The sequence below is a fragment of the Variovorax sp. GW821-FHT09D05 genome (assembly GCF_059416325.1).
Window position 1 is genome coordinate 211335 of record NZ_JBWKOZ010000003.1, and the last position, 20367, is coordinate 231701.

A 20367-nucleotide genomic window follows, 5' to 3' on the forward strand; every position below is an offset into this window, starting at 1 on the left:
TACCGTTCAACCGATCACAGGGTCCCACGATGCTCGACCTCCTCATCACCAACGCCACCCTCCCTGACGGCCGCACCGGCATGTCGATTGCCGTCGAGGGCGGCCGTATCGCCGAAGTGACCGAAGGCCTCGTCGCCCCGGCGCACGAAAAGCTCGATGCGCAAGGCCTGCTGCTCGCGCCCCACTTCGTCGACCCGCATTTCCACATGGACGCCACGCTCAGCTATGGCCTGCCGCGCGTCAACGAAAGCGGCACGCTGCTCGAAGGCATTGCGCTGTGGGGCGAGCTGAAGCCGCTGCTCACGGCCGACGCGCTGATCGAACGTGCGCTGGCCTACTGCGACTGGGCCGTGGCAAAGGGAATGCTGGCCGTTCGCTCTCATGTGGACACCAGCGACCCGAGCCTGCTGGCGGTCGACGCGCTGCTCGAGGTCAAGCGCCGGGTGGCGCCCTACCTCGATCTGCAACTGGTCGCCTTCCCGCAGGACGGCGTGTTGCGCTCCCCGGGCGGCGTCGAGAACCTGGAGCGCGCGCTCGACAAGGGCGTGGACGTGGTCGGCGGCATTCCGCATTTCGAGCGCACCATGGCCGATGGCGCGGCCAGCGTGAAGCTGCTGTGCGAAATCGCGGCCGGGCGGGGCAAGCTGGTCGACATGCATTGCGACGAGTCCGACGACCCGCTCTCGCGCCACATCGAGACGCTGGCCTTCGAGGCGCAGCGCCTCGGCATGCAAGGCCGGGTGACGGGCTCGCACTGCACATCGATGCACTCGATGGACAACTACTACGTGAGCAAGCTGCTGCCGCTGATCGCGCAGAGCGGCGTGGCCGTCATCGCAAACCCGCTCATCAACATCACGCTGCAGGGCCGCCACGACACCTACCCCAAGCGCCGCGGCATGACGCGCGTGCCCGAGCTGATGGCCGCCGGCGTCAACGTTGCCTTCGGCCACGACTGCGTGATGGACCCGTGGTACGGCATGGGCTCGGGCGACATGCTCGAAGTGGCGCACATGGGCCTGCACGTGGCGCAGATGACCAGCCAGGCCGGCATTCGCCAGTGCTTCGAGGCGGTGACGACGAATGCGGCGCGCGTGATGCACCTGCAGGGTTACGGCATCGAGGCGGGCTGCGACGCGAGCTTCGTGCTGCTGCAGGCGCGCGATCCGGTCGAGGCGATCCGCCTGCGCGCCACACGGCTCAAGGTGTTCCGCAAGGGGCGCTTGGTGGCCGAAACGCCTGCCGCCACGGCGAGCCTGCACCTCGCGGGACGCGACGCCGCAACGAGCTGGATGGCACCGAAGCGCGCCGGCTGAACGAGGCCGTCAGCCCGGCGGCAACGGCAGCCGCAGGCGTGCATGCAGGCCCTCGCCCGGGGGTGTCTCCAGTTCGAGCCGACCGCCATGCGCCTGCGCGATGCGCTGCACGATGGCCAGGCCGAGCCCCGCACCTGCCGTCCCGCCGCGATCCGCATTGCCACGGCGGAACGCCTGCTTGAGAGCATCCGCCTCGACCGGGTCGATGCCGTCGCCGTGGTCGGCGACTTCGACAATCGCCTCCTGCCCCACCACGCGCGTCGACAGCGTGACCGGCGCCCGGCCGTGGCGCCAGGCGTTCTCGATCAGGTTGCCGATGGCGCGCTGCATGGCCTGCTGACGCAGCGGCAGCGTGGGCGCGCCGCCCAGCTGCAGCGCCATGGGCCGGCCATGGTCGGCGCTGGCCGCGCCCAGCGCCCGGGCCATCTCGTCGAGCGATGTCGGCATCGGCAGCTCGTCACCGTCGCCGCGCGCAAAGTCGAGGAACTGGCCGACGATGGCGTCCATTTCTTCCACGCTGCGCGTCATGCTGCTCACGAGCTCGGGCTCCATGCGGTCGCGCAATATTTCCACGCCCAGGCGCAACTTGGTGAGCGGCGTGCGCAGGTCGTGCGAGATGCCGGCCAACATCAGGGCGCGCTCGCGCTCGGTCTGGCGCAGGCTGCCGACCAGTTGATTGAAGCTGCGGCTCACGGTCGCGACTTCGGTGGGACCGTCTTCGGGCAGCGGCATGGGCTCGCGGCCCGCCGCCAGCGTGTGCGCGGCCTCCACCACGCGCACCAGCGGCCGGTTGAGCCGGCGCTGGAACCAAAGCGCACCCGCCAGCGCGAGCAACGCGCTGCCTACAGATACCGCCACCAGCGCACCCGTGAATTCGCGCGCGGGCAAGAGGCCGGGCATCACGACCCAGTGCTCGCTTCCATCGAGCGTGAGCCGCAGCGCCAGGCCGCCGTCGGGCTCGCGGCGCCACACGGCCTCCACGCCCTGGCTCGCGATGCGCGCCGACACCGAGCGCACGAAGCCGCGCTCCAGCGGCGTGAGCAGCACGCGCGGGCCGCGCGCCTTGTCGGCACGGCCGGCCATCGCCTGCTGGTTGAACCCCTCCACGAATGCCGGCCGCTGGGCCGGCGGCAGTGCCAGCATGCCCGCGCGGATGGCTGCCACGTTGCGCGCCACGCTCTCGGCAATCTGGTCGAGCCGTGGCTTGATGACCATCTCGCGCAACAGCAACCCGCCGCCGATCTGGCCCAGCGCGATGAGCAGCACGAGCAGCAGCGCGTTGCGCCCGAACAGGCTGCGCGGAAAGAGCTTCATGGCACGAACAGGTAACCCACGCCCCAGACCGTGCGGATGTGGCGCGGTTGCGCGGAATCGGCCTCGATGAGCTTGCGCAGGCGCATGACCTGCACGTCGATGCTGCGGTCGGTGGCCTCGTGCTCGCGGCCGTGGGCCAGTTCGATCAGGCGCTCGCGGCCCAACGGCCGGTTGGCGTTGAGCGCCAGCGCCTGGAGCAGCGAAAACTCACCGGTGGTCAGGGGGATATCTTCTTTCGCGCCCTCCACCTCGCGCTCGAGGCGTCGCTCGCCAAGGTGCAGCGTGAAGGCGCCGAAGCGCACGCTTTCCTGCACCGGCGCCGGCCCGGTGTGCGCGCCCAGCATGCGCTGGCGCCGCACCAGCGCCTGGATGCGCGCCAGCAACTCGCGCGGGTTGAAGGGCTTCGGCAGGTAGTCGTCGGCGCCCATCTCGAGACCGACGATGCGGTCGACCGGGTCGCCGCGCGCAGTCAGCATCAGGATGGGAATGGTCTCGCCCTGTGCGCGCAGCCGGCGGCACACAGCCAGGCCGTCTTCGCCGGGCATCATGACATCGAGCACCAGCACGTCGAAGCGCTCGCGCGCGAGCAGCTTGTCGAGCGGCTGGGCGCTCTCGACGGTGCGCACGGCATAGCCCTGGTCGCCGAGGTAGCGCTGCAGCAGCGCGCGCAGGTCGGCTTCGTCGTCGGCAATCAGGATGCGGGCCAGCGCTTCGGTCATGCGGCGAATCGTAACGGCGGCTGCCTTGCCCGGTCGCGCGGGAATTCATGACAAACGATGACAGAGCCCCGGACGGGCGCTCACGGATTGTCATGAACGCACCGCGCTGCGCCATGGCTGGCTCACATCTCGCGGCCACAGTCGCTCTCACGGCTTCGCGAGGTGCGCAGCCGGCACCGCAAGGAGTCTTGAACATGAAGCGCGTTCTTTCCCTGTCCACTTCCGCCGCGCTGGCCGGCGTGCTGCTGGCGGCGGCCTTCACGGCCACCCAAGCTGGCGCGGCCAGCCGGCATGTCGTGCGGCCCAACGCCGCGGGTGGCACCACCGCCACGAACATGCGCGCGGTACGCGGGCCCGGCGGAGGCTATGCTGCCCGCGCCGGCACGACCTCGGTCAACCCCGACGGCTCGGCCAGTCACCGCAGTGGCTTCGCTGCAGCCGGCACGCGCGGCAGCGCAGAAAGCAGCGGCAGCGCGAGCCGCGACGCATCGGGCAACGTGACCCAGAGCCGCAGCACCACCGCCACCAGCGCCGCCACCGGCAACAGCGTGCAGAGCAGCACGAGCTACAACAGCGCCACCGGCCTGACGCACAGCGCCACCTGCTACAGCGCGGCCGGCGCGGTCATTTCCTGCCGTTGATGCAAGGGAGCGTGCCCATGACAACCCGCCACGTCCTGCCGCTGCTGCTCGCAGCCGTGTCCTTCGCCGCCTGCGCCCAGGCGCCCGATGCCGGTCGCGCCGAACAGATGCGCGCCGAGCTGCACAAGCGCTTCGGCGCCGCCGACACCAATGTCGATGGCCGTCTCACACGCGACGAAGCACGCGGCAAGATGCCGTGGGTCTACCGCAACTTCGACGCCATCGACAGCGCTCACACAGGCTCGGTGACGATGGCGCAGATCGAGGCCTATGCCGTGACCCAGCAACGCAGCAGCCGGCAGAAATAGCATGTCCTTCGACCTGATCCGCGAATCGATGGGGCCGGGCATCGCGCTGTGGCTGACCGGCCTGCTCGTCTTCGTGCTGGCCGCAGCCACGCTCGAAGGCCTGGTGCAGAGTTTTGTGCGGCGCCAGGCCTACGACTGGCGCGCCTACGGCGCCTCGCTGGCCGACGCGGTAGGCCGGCGCGCGGTCGATGCGCTGGGCCTGTCGATTGCCGCGCCGGTGCTGGCCTGGGCGCACGCGCACCGGGTCGACACCATTTCACTGTCGACGCCCGCGGCCTTCGCACTGCTCTTCGTAGGGCAGGAGTTCTGCTACTACTGGTATCACCGCGCTGCGCACCGCGTGCGCTGGTTCTGGGCCACGCACGCGGTGCACCACTCGCCCAACGAGCTCACGCTGGCTGCCGCGCTGCGCCTGGGCTGGACGGGCAAGCTCACCGGCACGGCCCTGTTCTTCGCGCCGCTGGTGTGGCTGGGCTTTCCGCCGCTGGCGGTGGTGGCTACGCTGGCGGCCAACCTGCTCTACCAGTTCTGGCTGCACACGCCGTGGATGCCGCGCCTGGGACCGCTCGAATGGGTACTGAACACGCCGACGCACCACAAGGTGCATCACGCGTCGAACCCGGAATACCTCGACCGCAACTACGGCGGCGTGCTGATCGTGTTCGACCGGATGTTCGGCACCTTCGCTGCCGAGCGCAAGGACGTGACGCTGCTCTACGGCCTCACCACGCCGCTGCGCACCCACAACCCGTTGCGCATCGCCTTCCACGAGTGGGTGAACCTGGGCCGCGACCTCTGGAAGGCCGACGGCTGGCGCGCGAAAATCTCGACCCTCTTCGGTCCTCCGGGAGCTTCGTCATGACACATTTGCTGCGGATTTGCGCGGCCTGGCTGGGCATGCTGCTCTTCTTTCCGGCGATGGCACAGCAAGTTGGCGCGCCGGTCGCCCCCACCGGCGTGCAACGGCTTGCCGACGTGCCCTACGGCCCCGATGCACGCCAGCGCATGGACGTCTATCTGCCACCGAACGCACGCAACGCCCCGGTGCTCGTGATGGTCCATGGCGGCGCGTGGATGTTCGGCAACAAGGCAGCCGCCTCGGTGGTCGACCTGAAGATCGAGCACTGGGTGCGCGACCAGGGCTTCATCCTGGTGTCGGTGGGCTACCGCTTCGTGCCTCAGGTCGACGTGATGCAGCAGGCTCAGGACGTGGCGCGCGCGGTCGCCACTGCGCAGGCAAGCGCGCCTTCGTGGGGCGGCGATGCGGGCCGCTTCGTGCTCATGGGCCATTCGGCCGGCGCGCACCTTGTTGCGCTGATCAGTGCATCGCCCGGCATCGCGCGGCAGCAAGGCGCACGCCCGTGGCTCGGCACCGTGGCACTCGACAGCGCGGCGCTGGACACTGCGGCACTGATGCGACGTCGCCATATGCCCTTCTACGACCGCGTGTTCGGCGACGACCCCGCCTACTGGCGCACCGTATCGCCCACCGACACTCTTGCGCCTGGTGCACCACCGATGCTGCTGGTGTGCTCGACCCAGCGGCGCGATGGCTCGTGCACGCAGGCGAATCAGTTCGCGACTCGGGCCGCGGCAATTGGTGGCCGCGCGGAGGTAGTGCCTGAAGACCTCACGCACGCGCAGATCGACGGTGAACTGGGCCTGCCCGGTGCCTACACGGCGTCGGTGGACGCGTTCATCCGATCCCTGCGCAAGGCGCCGGGCGAACGCTAGGCCATCCGATCCGGTTGCGGCTCGGGCGCCAGTTGCTGCGCAAGCGCCTCCAGCGCCTCGCCCACCGGCCGTTCGACCTTCAGCGAGAGCAGCGCATCGGCCCGTGTGCGCCCCAGGTTCACCGCCGCCACGGGCTTGCCCGCCGCGGCGGCCGCTTGCACGAAGCGAAAGCCCGAATACACCATCAGCGACGAACCGGCCACGAGCACCGCGTCGGCTTCTTCCAGCGCCGCGAAGGCGGCCGTGACGCGCTCCTTCGGCACGCTTTCGCCGAAGAACACGACGTCGGGCTTGAGCAGGCCACCGCAGTGCGTGCACGCGGGCACGTCGAAGGCGGAGAAATCATGGCCCTGGAGATCGGCGTCGCCGTCTGGCGCGGCACGGGCTTCGAGTTCGGCCCAACTCGGATTGCGCTGCCGCAGTTCGAGCTGCAGCGCCGCGCGCGGCGTGCGCCGCTCGCAGGCCATGCAGCGCACGGTGTCGATGCGCCCGTGCAGGTCGATGGCGCCGCGACTGCCGGCCGCCTCATGCAAGCCATCGACGTTCTGCGTGAGCAGCAAGCCCACGCGGCCCGCCGCCTCCAGCCGCGCCAGCGCGCGGTGCGCCGCACCCGGACGGGCGCCGGCCATCGTCGGCCAGCCGATCAGGCTGCGCGCCCAGTAGCGCTGTCGCGTGGACTCCTCGCCCATGAAGGCCTGGTAGGTGACGGGCGACGGGCGCTTCCATTCGCCCTCGACGTCCCGGTAGTCGGGAATGCCCGATTCGGTGCTGCACCCCGCGCCGGTGAGCACGAAGAGCTTGCGGTGGCGGGTGGCGAAGTCGGCGAGCGCGGTGGAATTGGCGTCCATCCGGGGAGCATACGTGGCCGCGCCAGAGGCTGCGCGGCCGGGGAAATAGCCAGCCATTGCGCCCGCAGGCCGCTCTTCCTACGATGCCTGCTTCCCCCGAAAAAAGGAATTCGCATGCAAGTACAAGGCGCCTGCCACTGCGGCCAGATCACCTTCGAAGCCGACCTCGATCCGGAGAAGGTTTCGCTGTGCAATTGCAGCGACTGCCAGGTGCTGTCGGGCTCCGCCTACCGCGTGTCGGTGCCTGTGCCGGCCTCCAGCTTCCGGCTGCTGACCGGCACGCCGAAGACCTACGTGAAGACGGCAGACAGCGGCGCGCGGCGACGACACGGTTTCTGCGCGAACTGCGGCTCGCCAATCTGGGCCGCCGCGGACAGCGACACACCGCCAAGCTATGCGCTGCGCGTGGGAGCGCTGGCGCAGCGCGCATTGCTGCCCCCGCGTCGCCGGATCTGGTGCCGCTCCGCGCTGGCGTGGTCGGAAGACCTGAGCGGGCTGCCGGCCATCGACGGACAACCCTCCTGAGCGCGGCAGCCTCAGAAGCGGACGCAGACGGATTGCCGCTCCTGCAGCACCGCCTCTTGGGCGAAGCGCTGGCGATAGGTGCCGATGATGCTGGCGATGGCGGCGTCGTCCTTGTCGCTGCGCGGATGCAGCAGCACCACCAGCTTGGAGCGCTCGCGCACCACGTCACCCGACACGCCGCGCCATTGGCCGGCGGCATCGATCACCGTCAGGCCCTGCGGAAAAGCCGGCGTCATGGTGGTGTCGAGAAAGCCCGTCCACTCGGCATCCGACACCTGGCCGCCCGAGGGAATGGCCCGGCCGAAATAGAGCGTGTCGCGCTCGAAGGTCTCGAAGCTGCTCCCGCAGGCTTTCGCCGCACCAGGCGCCGATGGCAAGGCGCTGCATCCGGCGAGCGCCGCGGCCATCGCGACGGCTGCCAGCGCGGTGCGGACAAGGGGCGACATACCTGTAGTCATGCGAAATACCTCCATGCGTGATCAACCCGGCAGAAAGACCAGCGGCGCAGGCTGGCCCTCGGCGGGCGGCGTACCGTGGTCGAGCAGGCGCCAGCCGGGATTCCAGCGCGACAGACGACCTTCTGCAACGGCGGCCTCCAGTGTCGACTGGGCTTTTTCAGGATGCTGCCAATCGAGCGCCAACGTGCGCAAGTCCCAGTCCCACCAGGGGCAGGCCTGGATACGTTCGATGAGCGCATCGGGGAAACGTTGGCGGATCACCCTGGCCGGCACGCCGCCCACGACGGTGAACGGCGCCACATCGCGGGTCACCACAGCGCCCGCACCGATCACCGCGCCGTCGCCGATGGTGATGCCGCTCTTGAGGCTCACCCTCGAGCCAATCCACACGTCATTGCCGATCACGACTGGAGAGTGCGACGGGAACTGACCGACTGACTGGTGCCGGTAGGGCTCCGGAAAATTCGGCGCATAGGCCAGCATGTGCGTCGTGAGCCAGCCGGCGGGATGGTCCGACAGGGTCTGCACACCGTCGCCGATCGAGCAATAGCGCCCCATGCGCACGTCGACGAGCAATGCGCCCGGCGAGATGCTCGAATACGCGCCCACCGAACACCCGCCGTGCATCTGCACGGCATGCCACACGCGCACCGGTGTCTCGAAGCGGAATGGCGTTGGCAGCAGCGAGCCTTCCGACAGGAACAGCCCGTAGCTTTCGAGCCCCTTCGACAGTTCGGCGTTGATCGAGAGGCTCATGGGCGACGCGGATCAAGCCTCGGGCGCGATGGCCTCGGCGTATTCGTAGAGCGCGCCGAGGATTTCCTCGCCACGCTCGTCGGCGTTCTCGGAGAGCGCATCGACCTCGCTGAACAGCATCTCGATGGTGCGCGCCCCGCCCTCGCCCTTGAAGAGCTTCGCCACGCGCAAGGCTTCCCAGCGTTCGGCCTCGTCCTCATTGAGCAGTTCGGGCCAGTTGCGTGCGCGGTAGCGGAACAGGATCTCGTCGAGCCGTCCGTCGTCGAAGCCGGTGCGGTCTTTGGCCAGCTCCTCGGGCGACAGGCCGCGCAGCTGGTTCAGCCGTCGGCGGTCGGCGTTGCCGACGAAGCCGCCGTAGAGGTCTTCGTCGACGTCGGGCGTTGCCTCCTTTGGCCGGGCATACACCTGCGACCAGATGGCGCTCATGTCGGGCAGGTCGCGTGCGATGGCGGCGTGGCGCATAGCCGTGTCGAGGTCGACGCCCCAGCGCTCGGCCATGGCCGGCGCCAGCGTGCGCAGGTTGCCGACCACCATCGGCGACTTGTTCAGGTGCACGCCCTTCACGGGCAGGCGCACCACGCCTTCGGGCAGGTCGGCCGTGCGGGTGAACAGGCGCAGCCGCAGCGTGTCGACGTCGATGTCGCGCAGCTCGCTCGGGTCATACGCAAGGTCCCAGGCGAGCAGCTCGTTCTTGTTGGTCGGATGGCTGGCCAGCGGCCACATCACGGCCAGGCAGCCGCGCTCGACCGGGAACATGCCCGAGACGTGCAGGAAGGGCTTCGCGGTTTCGCGCATCGCGGGCAGGCCGAGTTCGCTGGCGACACGGTCCTTCTTGTGCAGGCCGAATGCGAAGTCGAACAGCTTGGGCTGCTTGTCGCGGATCAGGCGTGCCAGTGCGATGGTGGCGCGCACGTCGGAAAGCGCATCGTGCGCCGACTCGTGCAGCAGGCCGTTGGCACGCGCCAGGTCTTCGAGCTTGAAGCTGGGCTTGCCGTCTTCCTTCTTCGGCCACTCGATGCCGTCGGGGCGCAGCGCGTACGTCAGGCGCACCACGTCGAGCAGGTCCCAGCGGCCGCAGTCGTTCTGCCATTCGCGCGCATAGGGGTCGATCAGGTTGCGCCAGAACAGGAAGCGCGTGACCTCGTCATCGAAGCGGATGGTGTTGTAGCCGACGCCGATGGTGCCGGGCTGCGAGAAGGCGCGCTCGATGTGCGCGGCGAATTCATGCTCGGGGATGCCGCGCTCCAGGCACACCTGCGGCGTGATGCCGGTGATCAGGCAGGCCTCGGGGCTGGGCAGGTAGTCCGGCGCGGGCTTGCAATAAATCATCAGCGGCTCGCCGACTTCGTTGAGCTCGGCGTCGGTGCGGATGGCGGCGAACTGAGAGGGACGATCGCGACGCGGCACTGCGCCGAAGGTTTCGTAGTCGTGCCAGAGAAAGGTGTGGTTCATTCAGAGCAAGGGTGAAAACAAGCGCGCAATGGCGTCGCCGAGGCGGCGCCAGAAACTCTGGTGCCGGTTGCCGCGCACCGCGCCGGAACTCTGCAGGTCGGTCTCGAACTGCGCCGACAGCGGCCGGGCCAGTTCCGGACCATAAACCACCGCGCACACCTCGAAGTTGAGGCGGAAGCTGCGGTTGTCGAAATTCGCGGTGCCGATCATCGCGCAATGGTCGTCGACCACCAAGGTCTTGGAATGCAGCATGCGCGCCTTGTACTCCCAGACCTTCACGCCGGCGGCGATGAGCTCGTCGAAGTACGAGCGCGCGGCGGCGCTCACGATGGCCGAATCACTGCGGCGCGGCACGAGCAGACGCACGTCGACGCCACGCAGCGCGGCACTGGTGAGCGCCATCAGCGCCGGCTCGCCGGGCACGAAGTACGGTGTGGTGAGCCAGGCGCGGTGCGTGGCCGAGTGAATGGCCTCGACGTGCATGCGATGGATGGCTTCCATCGCGTTGTCGGGGCCGCTGGTGACGATCTGCACCGGGATGTCGCCGGCTTCCAGCTGCGGCAGCATGGCATTCAGGGTGTCGTCCATGCCGCGCGGGTCTTCGCCGGTGGCATAGGTCCAGTCTTCGAGGAAGGTGGTCTGCAGCCAGCGCACCGCGCTGCCCTCGATGCGCAGGTGCACGTCGTGGTAGGCGTTGTGGTTGGTGCGCTTGTCTTCCTCGTCGGTGATGTTCACGCCGCCCGTGAAGCCGATGCGACCATCGCACACAACGATCTTGCGGTGTGTGCGGTAGTTGGTCACCGGGCGCAGGCGGCGGCCGATCTTGGTGTCGTGGAACAGCGCGACCTTCACGCCCGCCTCGAGCATCGGCGCCATGAAATTGCGGCCGATGCGCTTGGAGCCCAGTGCGTCGATCAGCAGCCGCACCGTCACGCCCTGCTTCGCGCGCTCGATCAGCAGGTCGCGCAAGGCGGTGCCGATCTTGTCAGGCTCGAAGATGTAGTACTCGAGGTGGATGTGGTTCTGCGCGGCGCGCACGGCCTCGAAGATTGCGTCGAAAGTGCGCGCGCCGCCCGAGAGCAACTCGACATCAACAGCGCTCGACACTGGCAGCCCACAGGTCGCGGTGCCCAGTTTGGCCATCTGCTGCAGCGCCGGTGGGGCGTTCTGTGCCGCATCGCGCAACCGCGCAACGTCGGCCTGGGCGGAGGCGCCGGCGCGGCTGCGCAGGCGCTTGAGCCGCTGTTTTCGCAGGCGCTGCGGCCCGAGGAAGTAGTAGATGACGAAGCCCGCGAACGGCAGCAGCGCCAGCGACAGGATCCAGCTCATCGTGGACACCGGCGCGCGCTTCTGCATCACGATCCAGATCGACAACACCGCGATGTAGCCGCTCCACGCCAGAGAGAGGCCGGTTTTCCATTCGTGGCTGAGTTCGGGGAGGATCAAGGCGAGGAGGCTTCGTGATTTCGGCGGCCCAAAGAAAAAGGCCGGCAGCGTGATGCTACCGGCCTTTGGAGGCGGTTCCGCGACCTCATCGGCCGCGGACTGCCCGGTTCTTTCAACCTGTCGCAGCTTCTTCAGCTTCGGGCTTCGACTTGCCTTCCTTCTTCGAAAGCGGCTGGATGTCGAGCAGCACTTCGTCCTTGTCGTCGAGGTCGACTTCGAGGCGGCCGCCGTCGGTCAGGCGACCGAACAGCAGCTCGTCGGCCAGCGCACGACGGATCGTGTCCTGGATCAGACGCTGCATCGGGCGTGCACCCATCAACGGATCGAAGCCCTTCTTCGCCAGGTGCTTGCGCAGCTTGTCGCTGAAGGTGACTTCCACCTTCTTCTCGCTGAGTTGCGTTTCCAGCTGGAGCAGGAACTTGTCGACCACGCGCAGGATGATGTTCTCATCGAGCGCCTTGAAGTTGACGATGGCATCCAGCCGGTTGCGGAACTCGGGCGAGAACAGGCGCTTGATGTCGCCCATTTCGTCGCCCGCCTGGCGCGGGTTGGTGAAGCCGATGGTCGCCTTGTTCATGGTCTCGGCACCCGCATTCGTCGTCATGATGATGATGACGTTGCGGAAGTCGGCCTTGCGCCCGTTGTTGTCCGTCAGCGTGCCATGGTCCATGACCTGCAGCAGCACGTTGAAGATGTCCGGGTGTGCCTTCTCGATTTCGTCGAGCAGCAGCACCGCGTGCGGCTTCTTCGTGACGGCTTCGGTCAGCAGGCCGCCCTGGTCGAAACCGACGTAGCCCGGAGGCGCGCCGATCAGGCGACTCACCGCGTGACGCTCCATGTACTCCGACATGTCGAAGCGGATCAGCTCGATGCCCATGATGTAGGCCAGCTGCTTCGCCGCTTCGGTCTTGCCGACGCCCGTGGGGCCGGAGAACAGGAACGAGCCGATCGGCTTGTCGCCCTTGCCCAGGCCCGAGCGTGCCATCTTGACCGCGGAGGCCAGCACTTCGAGTGCCTTGTCCTGGCCGAACACCACGCTCTTGAGGTCGCGCTCGATGGTCTGCAGCTTGCTGCGGTCGTCGTTGCTGACGTTGGCCGGGGGAATGCGCGCGATCTTCGCCACGATTTCCTCGACTTCCGTCTTGCTGATGGTCTTCTTGCGCTTGCTCGGCGGCAGGATGCGCTGGGCGGCGCCAGCTTCGTCGATGACGTCGATGGCCTTGTCGGGCAGATGACGATCATTGATGTACTTGGCGCTGAGCTCGGCCGCGGCCTGCAGGGCCGCCACGGCGTACTTCACGCCATGGTGTTCCTCGAAGCGCGACTTCAGGCCCTTCAGGATGTCGACGGTTTCCTGCACCGACGGCTCGACCACGTCGACCTTCTGGAAGCGACGCGACAGGGCCGCATCCTTTTCGAAGATGCCGCGGTATTCCGTGAAGGTGGTCGCGCCGATGCACTTGAGCTGGCCGCTGGAGAGCGCCGGCTTGAGCAGGTTCGACGCGTCGAGCGTGCCGCCCGAGGCTGCGCCCGCACCGATCAGGGTGTGGATTTCGTCGATGAACAGGATGGCGTTCGGCTTGTCCTTGAGCGACTTGAGAACGCCCTTCAGGCGCTGTTCGAAGTCGCCGCGGTACTTGGTGCCGGCCAGCAGCGCGCCCATGTCGAGCGAGAACACGTTCGACTCGGCCAGGATTTCCGGCACGTCACCCTGCGTGATGCGCCATGCGAGGCCTTCGGCGATGGCAGTCTTGCCCACGCCAGCTTCACCCACCAGCAGCGGGTTGTTCTTGCGCCGGCGGCACAGGATCTGGATGACGCGCTCGACCTCGTACTCACGGCCGATCAGCGGATCGATCTTGCCGTCCTTGGCCATCTGGTTGAGGTTTTGCGTGAACTGCTCGAGCGGCGACGCCTTCTCGTTGCGCTCGCCACCACCGTCTTCGCCTTCGCCCGAAGGCGCTTCGCCGCTGCCCTTGACGGCTTCCGGCGGATCGCTCTTCTTGATGCCGTGGGCAATAAAGTTGACCACGTCGAGGCGGGTGACGCCCTGCTGGTGCAGGTAGTACACGGCGTGCGAGTCCTTCTCACCGAAGATCGCGACCAGCACGTTGGCGCCGGTGACTTCCTTCTTGCCGTTGCCGGTGGACTGCACATGCATGATGGCGCGCTGGATGACGCGCTGGAAACCCAGGGTCGGCTGGGTGTCTACATCGTCGGTACCCGCCACCTGAGGCGTGTTGTCCTTGATGAAGTTGGTGAGCGACGCCCGAAGGTCGTCGACGTTCGCCGAGCAGGCGCGCAGAACTTCTGCGGCGCTCGGGTTGTCCAGCAAAGCGAGCAGCAGATGCTCCACGGTGATGAACTCGTGGCGCTGCTGCCGGGCCTCGACAAAGGCCATGTGCAAGCTGACTTCCAGTTCCTGGGCAATCATGTGATTTCCTTTTGCCTTGCTGTAAATAAGTTCTCAGATGGGTTGGAGCTTGCGCAATTCAACAGGTTCACGCAACTGGCTCACTGACACATTGCAGCGGGTGCCCAGCCTGCTGCGCCGCTTCCATGACCTGATTGACCTTGGTGGCCGCCATGTCGCGGGAATAGACCCCACAGACGCCGCGGCCATCGAGGTGGATCTTCAACATGATCTGGGTCGCGGTTTCTCGGTCCTTGCTGAAATATTCCTGCAGCACGACGATCACGAACTCCATAGGGGTGTAGTCGTCGTTCAGCATGACCACCTGGTACATCTGGGGCGGCGCGGTTTTCTGCGGCCGGCGCTCCAGGACGACCGAATCTCCGTCATCCCCGGCCGGCTTCTGGGCCGGTGGAGTGCTGGGAGTTTTGGGAATTCTCGTTGCCATGAAAAAGATTCTATAGAGCGTGCAAGCACCGTGCCGGCGAAAAAAACTTGGTGGCGCGTATCCGACAATTCAAGGGCATTGCGGCGGTTGCGACAGCTTTTTTGATGAAGCGCACCTGCGGAGAGTTTTAGGCAAAAAGGGATGGCCGCGGCCTGATCGAAGAGCCAATAAAAAGCCCTTGAATTCCTTCTGGAAGTTCAAGGGCCCATTGCATTGCAACGACGTCGCAAGACGTCGAAGCACACGGCAATTACATGTGGTCGATCATCACCTGGCCGAAGCCCGAGCAGCTTACCTGCGTCGCGCCGTCCATCAGGCGGGCGAAGTCATAGGTGACCTTCTTGCTGGCAATAGATTTTTCCATCGAGCTGATGATCAGGTCGGCAGCCTCCTTCCAGCCCATGTGGCGCAGCATCATTTCAGCCGAGAGGATTTCGGAGCCTGGGTTCACGTAGTCTTTGCCGGCGTACTTGGGTGCCGTGCCGTGGGTGGCTTCGAACATGGCGACGGTGTCGCTCAGGTTTGCGCCCGGGGCGATGCCGATGCCACCGACCTGCGCGGCCAGCGCGTCCGACACGTAGTCGCCGTTGAGGTTGAGCGTGGCGATCACGCTGTACTCGGCGGGACGCAGCAGGATCTGCTGGAGGAATGCATCGGCGATGCTGTCCTTGACGGTGATTTCTTTGCCCGTCTTCGGATTCTTGAACTTCATCCACGGGCCACCGTCGATCAGTTCGGCGCCGAACTCCTTGGCTGCGAGGCCGTAACCCCAGTCACGGAAGCCACCTTCGGTGAACTTCATGATGTTGCCCTTGTGCACCAAGGTGACGCTGGGCTTGTCGTTGTCGATGGCGTACTGGAATGCCTTGCGCACGAGGCGCTCGGTGCCTTCCCTCGACACGGGCTTGACGCCGATGCCCGAGGTGTTGGGGAAACGGATCTTCTTGACACCCATCTCGTCCTGCAGGAACTTGATGAGCTTCTTGGCCTTGTCGCTCTCGGCTTCGAACTCGATGCCCGCGTAGATGTCTTCCGAGTTCTCGCGGAAGATCACCATGTTGGTCTTGTGCGGCTCGCGCACCGGGCTCGGCACGCCTTCGAAATACTGGATGGGGCGCAGGCAGACATAAAGGTCGAGTTCCTGGCGCAGCGCGACGTTCAGCGAGCGGATGCCGCCGCCGACGGGCGTGGTCAACGGGCCCTTGATGGAGACAACGTAGTCGCGCACAGCGTGCAGGGTTTCCTCGGGGAGCCAGACGTCGGGACCATAGACCTTGGTCGACTTTTCGCCGGCATAGACCTCCATCCAGTGGATCTTCTTCTTGCCGCCATAGGCCTTGGCCACCGCTGCGTCCACCACCTTCAGCATCACTGGCGTGATGTCCAGGCCAGTCCCGTCGCCTTCGATGAAGGGAATGATCGGTTGGTCAGGCACATTCAGCGAGTTGTCGGCGTTGACCGTGATCTTCTGACCTTCGGTCGGGACTTTGATGTGCTGATAACTGGTCATGAGGGGGGATGGCTCCGGGATTGACGTAATTTTGACGACTGTCAGCGAATTCAGACACGGGGTGGATTCGCTGTACAGCCCGCGAACAAATCGCTGTACATTTTAGACGCAACCCATCAGCAAGCGTTTGTCAACCGGCGAGCCAATGGGCTCGTTAGTGGCTGACCTTCTGCTCGCCGGGAGGCGTTTCCAACCAATTCTCGATAGAGGAATCATCAATGAGCAAAATTCTCGCAGTCATGATCGCTGGCCTGTTCGCCGCTGGCGCCTACGCCCAAAACCCGGCCGGTACGACGCCTGAGCAAGGTAACGCCACCAACAGCAAGTCGCAGCAACGTGCCGAAGCCAAGAAGGCTGCCAAGCCCGCTGGCCAAGTCAAGGCTGCCGCTGGCGACGAAGCCAAGACGCCCGAAGGCGGCGCCATCGGTGCCGACAAGGCTGCTGCCTCTGGCGAGAAGCGCGCAAGCACCCGCGACCAGCGTCGTCGCAACAAGGACGGCAGCGTGAAGCGCAAGTCGACCCAAGGCGGTACGCCTGACATGGCAGGCGCCAAGTAAGTCGGCCCAGCCCCAGAAAAGAGCGCTCTTCGGAGCGCTTTTTTTTTCGCCTGCCGCAAGCGTTCTGCTGTCAACCGCAGGAATCGGCCTCCGTTGAATGTCTACCTTCCGCAGGGAGGGCAATCCAAATCAACGAATTTCAAAGGATATGTTCATGAACAAGCTGCTCGCAGCCCTGGTCGCTGGTCTCTTCGCTGCCGGTGCTTTCGCTCAACAAGCCGAACCCACCACCGCTGCTCCCGCAGCCGCTCCCAAGGCCGCCAAGCACGCGCCTGCCAAGAAGCACGCTGCGGCCAAGAAGCACAAGGTCAGCCACGTGGCCAAGGCCCACACGGCCGCTGCCAAGAAGGTGTAAGCTTTCACGCTCACCGGCAATGCCCGCATCAGCGGGCATTTTTATTGGCGTTTTTTTGATTTAGGCCGGGCCCTGACCCCGCCCTGAAAGAGTTGCCCGATGTTCCAGCGTCTAGCCGCCCTGCTCCTCGCGTCCGCGTCCTTCATGATGCCTGCGCACGCCCAGCAGCAACCCCAGACTGACCTGCCGCGCACGCAGTTGTCGGTCGGCCTGTACAAGATCGATGCGCAGATTGCGCAAACACCCCTGCAACGCGAAATCGGCCTGATGTTCCGCAAGGAAATGCCGCAGGCTGAAGGCATGATCTTCGTGTTCGAGCAGCCTGCCACTCAGTGCTTCTGGATGCGCAACACGATCCTTCCGCTGACTGCCGCTTTCGTGGCCGACGATGGCCGCATCGTCAATCTGGTCGACATGCAACCCATGACCGAGAACTCGCACTGCTCCCTGGAGCCCGTGCGCTACGTGCTCGAAATGAACCAGGGCTGGTTCGCCAAGAAGAACATCAAGAAGGGCGCAAAGCTCGGCGGCGAACTGTTCGCAGCCACCAAGCGCTGAGCTTCTGCTGCCTGAAGCCCACAAAAAAGCCGACCCTTGGGGTCGGCTTTTTTGATGGGGAGCCCCGGGCTCAGCCGAAGTTCTTGGCGACGAAGTCCCAGTTCACCAGCTTGGCCAGGAAGGTCTCGACGAACTTCGGGCGCAGGTTGCGATAGTCGATGTAGTAGGCGTGTTCCCAGACGTCCACCGTCAGCAGCGCTGTGTCTGCAGTGGTCAGCGGCGTGCCGGCGGCGCCGGTGTTCACGATGTCCACGGAGCCGTCGGCCTTCTTCACGAGCCACGTCCAGCCCGAACCGAAGTTGCCCACGGCCGACTTCACGAAAGCTTCCTTGAACGCGTCGTAGCTGCCCCACTTGGCATCGATGGCCTTGGCCAGCGCGCCGGTGGGAGCGCCGCCGCCTTGGGGCTTCATGCAGTTCCAGAAGAAGGTATGGTTCCAGATCTGGGCAGCGTTGTTGTAGATGCCGCCGCTGGACTTCTTGATGATCTCTTCGAGCGTGAGCGACTCGAACTCGGTGCCCTTTTGCAGGTTGTTGAGGTTCACCACGTAGGCGTTGTGGTGCTTGCCGTAGTGATATTCGAGGGTTTCCTTCGAATACTCGGGTGCCAGCGCGTCGAGGGCGTACGGCAGGGGTGGGAGCACATGTTCCATGGTTTTTTCTCGTGGGTTGGTTGTGGGAGTCAGGGATTCTAGGAAGTAATTATTGAGGCAGCGTCGGACGCGTTCCCGTCGCGTCGCCCGGAGTGACGGTCAGGTCGACTTCGCCATCGGCGAGCCGCGCCTTGACGGCGTCGCCCGCCGCCAGTTGCGTTGCGCTGACGATCGCATGACCGTCTGTATCGGTCAGCCACGCATAGCCGCGCTGCAAGACCAGTGCTGGATCGAGCAGCCGCATACGCAAGGCCACGCGTTCCAGGCGCTCGCGACGCTGCACCAGCGCACGCCCCAGCTTCAAGGGAAAGTCGGCGGCGATTGACCGGGGCGCCTGCGACAGGCGCTCCCGTCTCGACAGCACCGCATATCGAAGGCGCTGCACATGGTGCGCTAGGCGCAGTTGCTGGCGCGTCACCAGGTTCGAGGGTCGGCCGAGACGCCCCGCCGCCTGGTCGACGCGCTGCCCGAGGGCGTCGAGGCGCCCGCCCAGCGCATCGCCGAGACGCTCGTCGAGCAGATCGAGCGCACCGAGCCACATGTCGCGCGGCGCACTCACCAATTCCGCCGCGGCGGTTGGCGTGGGCGCGCGCAGATCGGCGCAGAAATCTGCGATGGTGAAGTCGGTTTCGTGCCCCACACCACTGACCAACGGGACCGGGCTCTGCACGATGGTGCGCGCCAGGGTCTCGTCGTTGAAGGCCCAGAGGTCTTCGATGGAGCCACCGCCACGCACCAGCAAGATCACGTCGACCGCAGGGGCGAGGTCATAGAGCGATTGCAGTGCCCGCACCAGTTCGGCCGGCGCATTGGCTCCTTGCACTGCCGCTGGTGCAAGCACGACCGGAATGTGTGGAACGCGCCTTCGCAGCGCCGTCACCACGTCGTGCAAGGCGGCCGCGCCTAGCGACGTGACGACACCGACCGCGCGCGGCATGGCCGGTAGCGCTCGCTTGCGCGCCGGATCGAAGAGTCCTTCGGCTTCCAGGCGTGCCTTGCGTTGCATGAACTGCTCGAACAAGGCGCCCTGCCCGGCTCGCCGCAGACTCTCTACAACCAGTTGAAGATCGCCGCGTGGCTCGTACACCGCAAGACGCCCGCGCACCTCGACCTGATCGCCATCGCGGGGCGAAAAGTCGAGCAAACCGGCTGCCCGGCGGAACATCGCGCAGCGCAGCTGGCCCGACTCGTCCTTGAGCGCGAAGTAACAATGTCCACTTGACGCGCGCGAAAAACCCGAGATCTCGCCGCGCACGGTCACCGGATTGAAGCGCGCATCGAGCGCGTCGGCCACCGCGTGGCACAACGCGCCGACTGCCCAGACGCGTGGCCCGGGCGCGGAATTCGATTCACGCAAGTTCACAAAATGCACGCTCGGCCAAATGCCACTCTTCCACAACGGGCCGCACGCCCCCTGTCTTCAGACCCCGGTGCGGGGCAGGCGCACGGTTTCTCGTGCAAGCCATTGATTTCATTGAAAAAAGTGCTGCTCAAAATTCAGTCGATCTAGCGGAAAGGCCGCCCCATGCGGGTCCGGATGAGTTGCGCAGCAGGTTAATCACAAAGTTATCCACAGAATCTGTGCGTCCTTGCCGACACAAAAACAAGGCGCGTGCTGATGGTGGGCTCAGTGGATAATCGCCGCGCATTTGCAGTCTACGGGCCGGAGGATTTTCTTGTTTTCCATCATAGTTGCCGCGGGTTGGCCAATCTGGCCCTTGCTCGCTTGTTCAGTCATTGCGCTCGCGCTGGTTATAGAACGTTTCACGAGTCTCAAGACCGTGAGGGTACTGCCGCCGAAGCTGCTCGACGAAACCATCACCGTGTCGCACGGCGCCATTCCCGGCCCGGACATCGTGACCAAACTTGAACGCAACTCGATGCTCGGCCAGGTGCTGGCCGCGGGCCTGCGCGCTCTGAACGCCAATCCGCGCTGCACTGAAGACGACCTGCGCGCCGCCATGGAAGCTTCCGGCCGCACCGTGGCGCACAAGCTCGAGCGCTACCTGCCTGCCCTGGCCACCATCGCCTCGGCAGCCCCGCTGCTGGGGCTGCTGGGCACGGTGATCGGAATGATCGAGATCTTCGGCTCGCAGTCGCCGGGCAGCGGCGCAGTGGGCTCAGGCAATCCGGCGCAACTGGCGCACGGCATCTCGATCGCGCTCTACAACACCGCCTTCGGCCTGATCGTCGCCATTCCGACGCTGATCTTCTGGCGCTACTTCCGCAGCCGGGTCGACGAGTACCTGCTGAATCTCGAACTCTCGGGCGAGCGTTTCGCCCGCCACCTGAACGCCCTGCGCAAATGATGACCCCCACGCTTGCCACTGCGTGTGCTGCGCTGCCCCCCGAGGGGG

Annotated in this window: 22 protein-coding genes; 10 read left to right on the forward strand and 12 right to left on the reverse strand. The window is 65.9% G+C overall.

Features of this window, described 5'->3' with window-relative positions:
- Positions 1–29: 29 nt before the first annotated feature.
- Positions 30–1316 carry an amidohydrolase family protein gene (locus AC07O3_RS08920; RefSeq protein ID WP_495339118.1) on the forward strand — a complete coding sequence of 429 codons (1287 nt, stop codon included), beginning with the start codon at positions 30–32 and terminating at the stop codon, positions 1314–1316.
- Positions 1317–1325: 9 nt separating this feature from the next.
- Here AC07O3_RS08920 and AC07O3_RS08925 read toward each other — a convergent pair whose 3' ends face one another.
- Both AC07O3_RS08925 and ompR read right to left on the reverse strand, forming a co-directional pair.
- Positions 1326–2630, reverse strand: coding sequence for an ATP-binding protein (locus AC07O3_RS08925; RefSeq protein WP_495339119.1), 1305 nt, complete (start codon positions 2628–2630; stop codon positions 1326–1328).
- Positions 2627–3349, reverse strand: a complete 723-nt coding sequence (ompR, locus tag AC07O3_RS08930) for an osmolarity response regulator transcription factor OmpR (RefSeq protein ID WP_093073933.1) — start codon at positions 3347–3349, stop codon at positions 2627–2629. The genes AC07O3_RS08925 and ompR overlap by 4 nt, the downstream gene beginning before the upstream one ends.
- Before the next feature lie 194 nt (positions 3350–3543).
- Between ompR and AC07O3_RS08935 the strand changes: the two genes are divergently transcribed.
- Genes AC07O3_RS08935 through AC07O3_RS08950 form a run of 4 tightly spaced genes read left to right on the forward strand, consistent with a single transcriptional unit; the run spans position 3544 to position 6032 of the window.
- Positions 3544–3990 (forward strand): hypothetical protein, encoded by a 447-nt coding sequence (locus tag AC07O3_RS08935; RefSeq protein ID WP_093173298.1) that lies wholly within the window; start codon positions 3544–3546, stop codon positions 3988–3990.
- Between the two features lie 17 nt (positions 3991–4007).
- Positions 4008–4298, forward strand: coding sequence for an EF-hand domain-containing protein (locus AC07O3_RS08940; RefSeq protein WP_307615126.1), 291 nt, complete (start codon positions 4008–4010; stop codon positions 4296–4298).
- A 1-nt stretch (position 4299) separates the two neighbouring features.
- Positions 4300–5160 carry a sterol desaturase family protein gene (locus AC07O3_RS08945; RefSeq protein ID WP_495339120.1) on the forward strand — a complete coding sequence of 287 codons (861 nt, stop codon included), beginning with the start codon at positions 4300–4302 and terminating at the stop codon, positions 5158–5160.
- Positions 5157–6032, forward strand: coding sequence for an alpha/beta hydrolase (locus AC07O3_RS08950; RefSeq protein WP_093056965.1), 876 nt, complete (start codon positions 5157–5159; stop codon positions 6030–6032). Before AC07O3_RS08945 ends, AC07O3_RS08950 begins: the two co-directional genes overlap by 4 nt.
- Here the strand turns inward: AC07O3_RS08950 and AC07O3_RS08955 are convergent.
- Positions 6029–6880 (reverse strand): NAD-dependent protein deacetylase, encoded by an 852-nt coding sequence (locus AC07O3_RS08955; protein WP_495339121.1) that lies wholly within the window; start codon positions 6878–6880, stop codon positions 6029–6031. The two genes, AC07O3_RS08950 and AC07O3_RS08955, sit on opposite strands and share 4 nt — an antisense overlap.
- A 114-nt stretch (positions 6881–6994) precedes the next feature.
- Between AC07O3_RS08955 and AC07O3_RS08960 the strand changes: the two genes are divergently transcribed.
- Positions 6995–7405 (forward strand): GFA family protein, encoded by a 411-nt coding sequence (locus tag AC07O3_RS08960; RefSeq protein ID WP_093056967.1) that lies wholly within the window; start codon positions 6995–6997, stop codon positions 7403–7405.
- Between the two features lie 11 nt (positions 7406–7416).
- Here AC07O3_RS08960 and AC07O3_RS08965 read toward each other — a convergent pair whose 3' ends face one another.
- The 7 genes from AC07O3_RS08965 to icd all read right to left on the reverse strand — a co-directional run bounded on the left by AC07O3_RS08965 (position 7417) and on the right by icd (position 15888).
- Positions 7417–7863: a DUF3574 domain-containing protein gene (locus tag AC07O3_RS08965; protein WP_495339122.1), complete on the reverse strand. Its 447-nt coding sequence runs from the start codon at positions 7861–7863 to the stop codon at positions 7417–7419.
- Positions 7864–7884: 21 nt separating this feature from the next.
- The gene (locus AC07O3_RS08970; RefSeq protein ID WP_495339123.1) at positions 7885–8619 is read right to left on the reverse strand and encodes a CatB-related O-acetyltransferase; all 735 of its coding nucleotides are present in this window, start codon (positions 8617–8619) and stop codon (positions 7885–7887) included.
- 12 nt (positions 8620–8631) lie between these two features.
- Positions 8632–10071 (reverse strand): exodeoxyribonuclease I, encoded by a 1440-nt coding sequence (gene sbcB, locus AC07O3_RS08975; RefSeq protein ID WP_093056969.1) that lies wholly within the window; start codon positions 10069–10071, stop codon positions 8632–8634.
- Positions 10072–11517 (reverse strand): cardiolipin synthase, encoded by a 1446-nt coding sequence (gene cls / locus AC07O3_RS08980; protein WP_495339124.1) that lies wholly within the window; start codon positions 11515–11517, stop codon positions 10072–10074.
- 112 nt (positions 11518–11629) lie between these two features.
- Positions 11630–13951 carry an ATP-dependent Clp protease ATP-binding subunit ClpA gene (gene clpA / locus AC07O3_RS08985; RefSeq protein ID WP_093056971.1) on the reverse strand — a complete coding sequence of 774 codons (2322 nt, stop codon included), beginning with the start codon at positions 13949–13951 and terminating at the stop codon, positions 11630–11632.
- Between the two features lie 67 nt (positions 13952–14018).
- Entirely contained in the window at positions 14019–14378 is a 360-nt protein-coding gene (gene clpS / locus AC07O3_RS08990; RefSeq protein ID WP_042674481.1) for an ATP-dependent Clp protease adapter ClpS, read from the reverse strand.
- A 250-nt stretch (positions 14379–14628) separates the two neighbouring features.
- Complete coding sequence (gene icd, locus AC07O3_RS08995; protein WP_093073915.1) at positions 14629–15888, reverse strand: NADP-dependent isocitrate dehydrogenase; 1260 nt, start codon at positions 15886–15888, stop codon at positions 14629–14631.
- Between the two features lie 218 nt (positions 15889–16106).
- Here icd and AC07O3_RS09000 point away from each other — a divergent pair, with 218 nt between their 5' ends.
- The 3 genes from AC07O3_RS09000 (at position 16107) to AC07O3_RS09010 (ending at position 17358) form a co-directional block, all read left to right on the forward strand.
- Positions 16107–16445 carry a cell envelope biogenesis protein TolA gene (locus tag AC07O3_RS09000; protein ID WP_093056973.1) on the forward strand — a complete coding sequence of 113 codons (339 nt, stop codon included), beginning with the start codon at positions 16107–16109 and terminating at the stop codon, positions 16443–16445.
- A gap of 154 nt (positions 16446–16599) precedes the next feature.
- Positions 16600–16800 carry a hypothetical protein gene (locus tag AC07O3_RS09005; protein WP_093075170.1) on the forward strand — a complete coding sequence of 67 codons (201 nt, stop codon included), beginning with the start codon at positions 16600–16602 and terminating at the stop codon, positions 16798–16800.
- Between the two features lie 99 nt (positions 16801–16899).
- Entirely contained in the window at positions 16900–17358 is a 459-nt protein-coding gene (locus AC07O3_RS09010) for a DUF192 domain-containing protein (RefSeq protein ID WP_093173288.1), read from the forward strand.
- A gap of 70 nt (positions 17359–17428) precedes the next feature.
- Here the strand turns inward: AC07O3_RS09010 and AC07O3_RS09015 are convergent, their stop codons facing one another.
- Complete coding sequence (locus AC07O3_RS09015; protein ID WP_426388824.1) at positions 17429–18010, reverse strand: superoxide dismutase; 582 nt, start codon at positions 18008–18010, stop codon at positions 17429–17431.
- A gap of 49 nt (positions 18011–18059) precedes the next feature.
- Positions 18060–19373: an exodeoxyribonuclease VII large subunit gene (gene xseA / locus AC07O3_RS09020; protein WP_495339125.1), complete on the reverse strand. Its 1314-nt coding sequence runs from the start codon at positions 19371–19373 to the stop codon at positions 18060–18062.
- 313 nt (positions 19374–19686) lie between these two features.
- On the opposite strand from xseA, the gene AC07O3_RS09025 reads away from it, so the two are divergent.
- Positions 19687–20319 (forward strand): MotA/TolQ/ExbB proton channel family protein, encoded by a 633-nt coding sequence (locus tag AC07O3_RS09025; RefSeq protein WP_042674017.1) that lies wholly within the window; start codon positions 19687–19689, stop codon positions 20317–20319.
- Positions 20320–20367 lie beyond the last annotated feature (48 nt).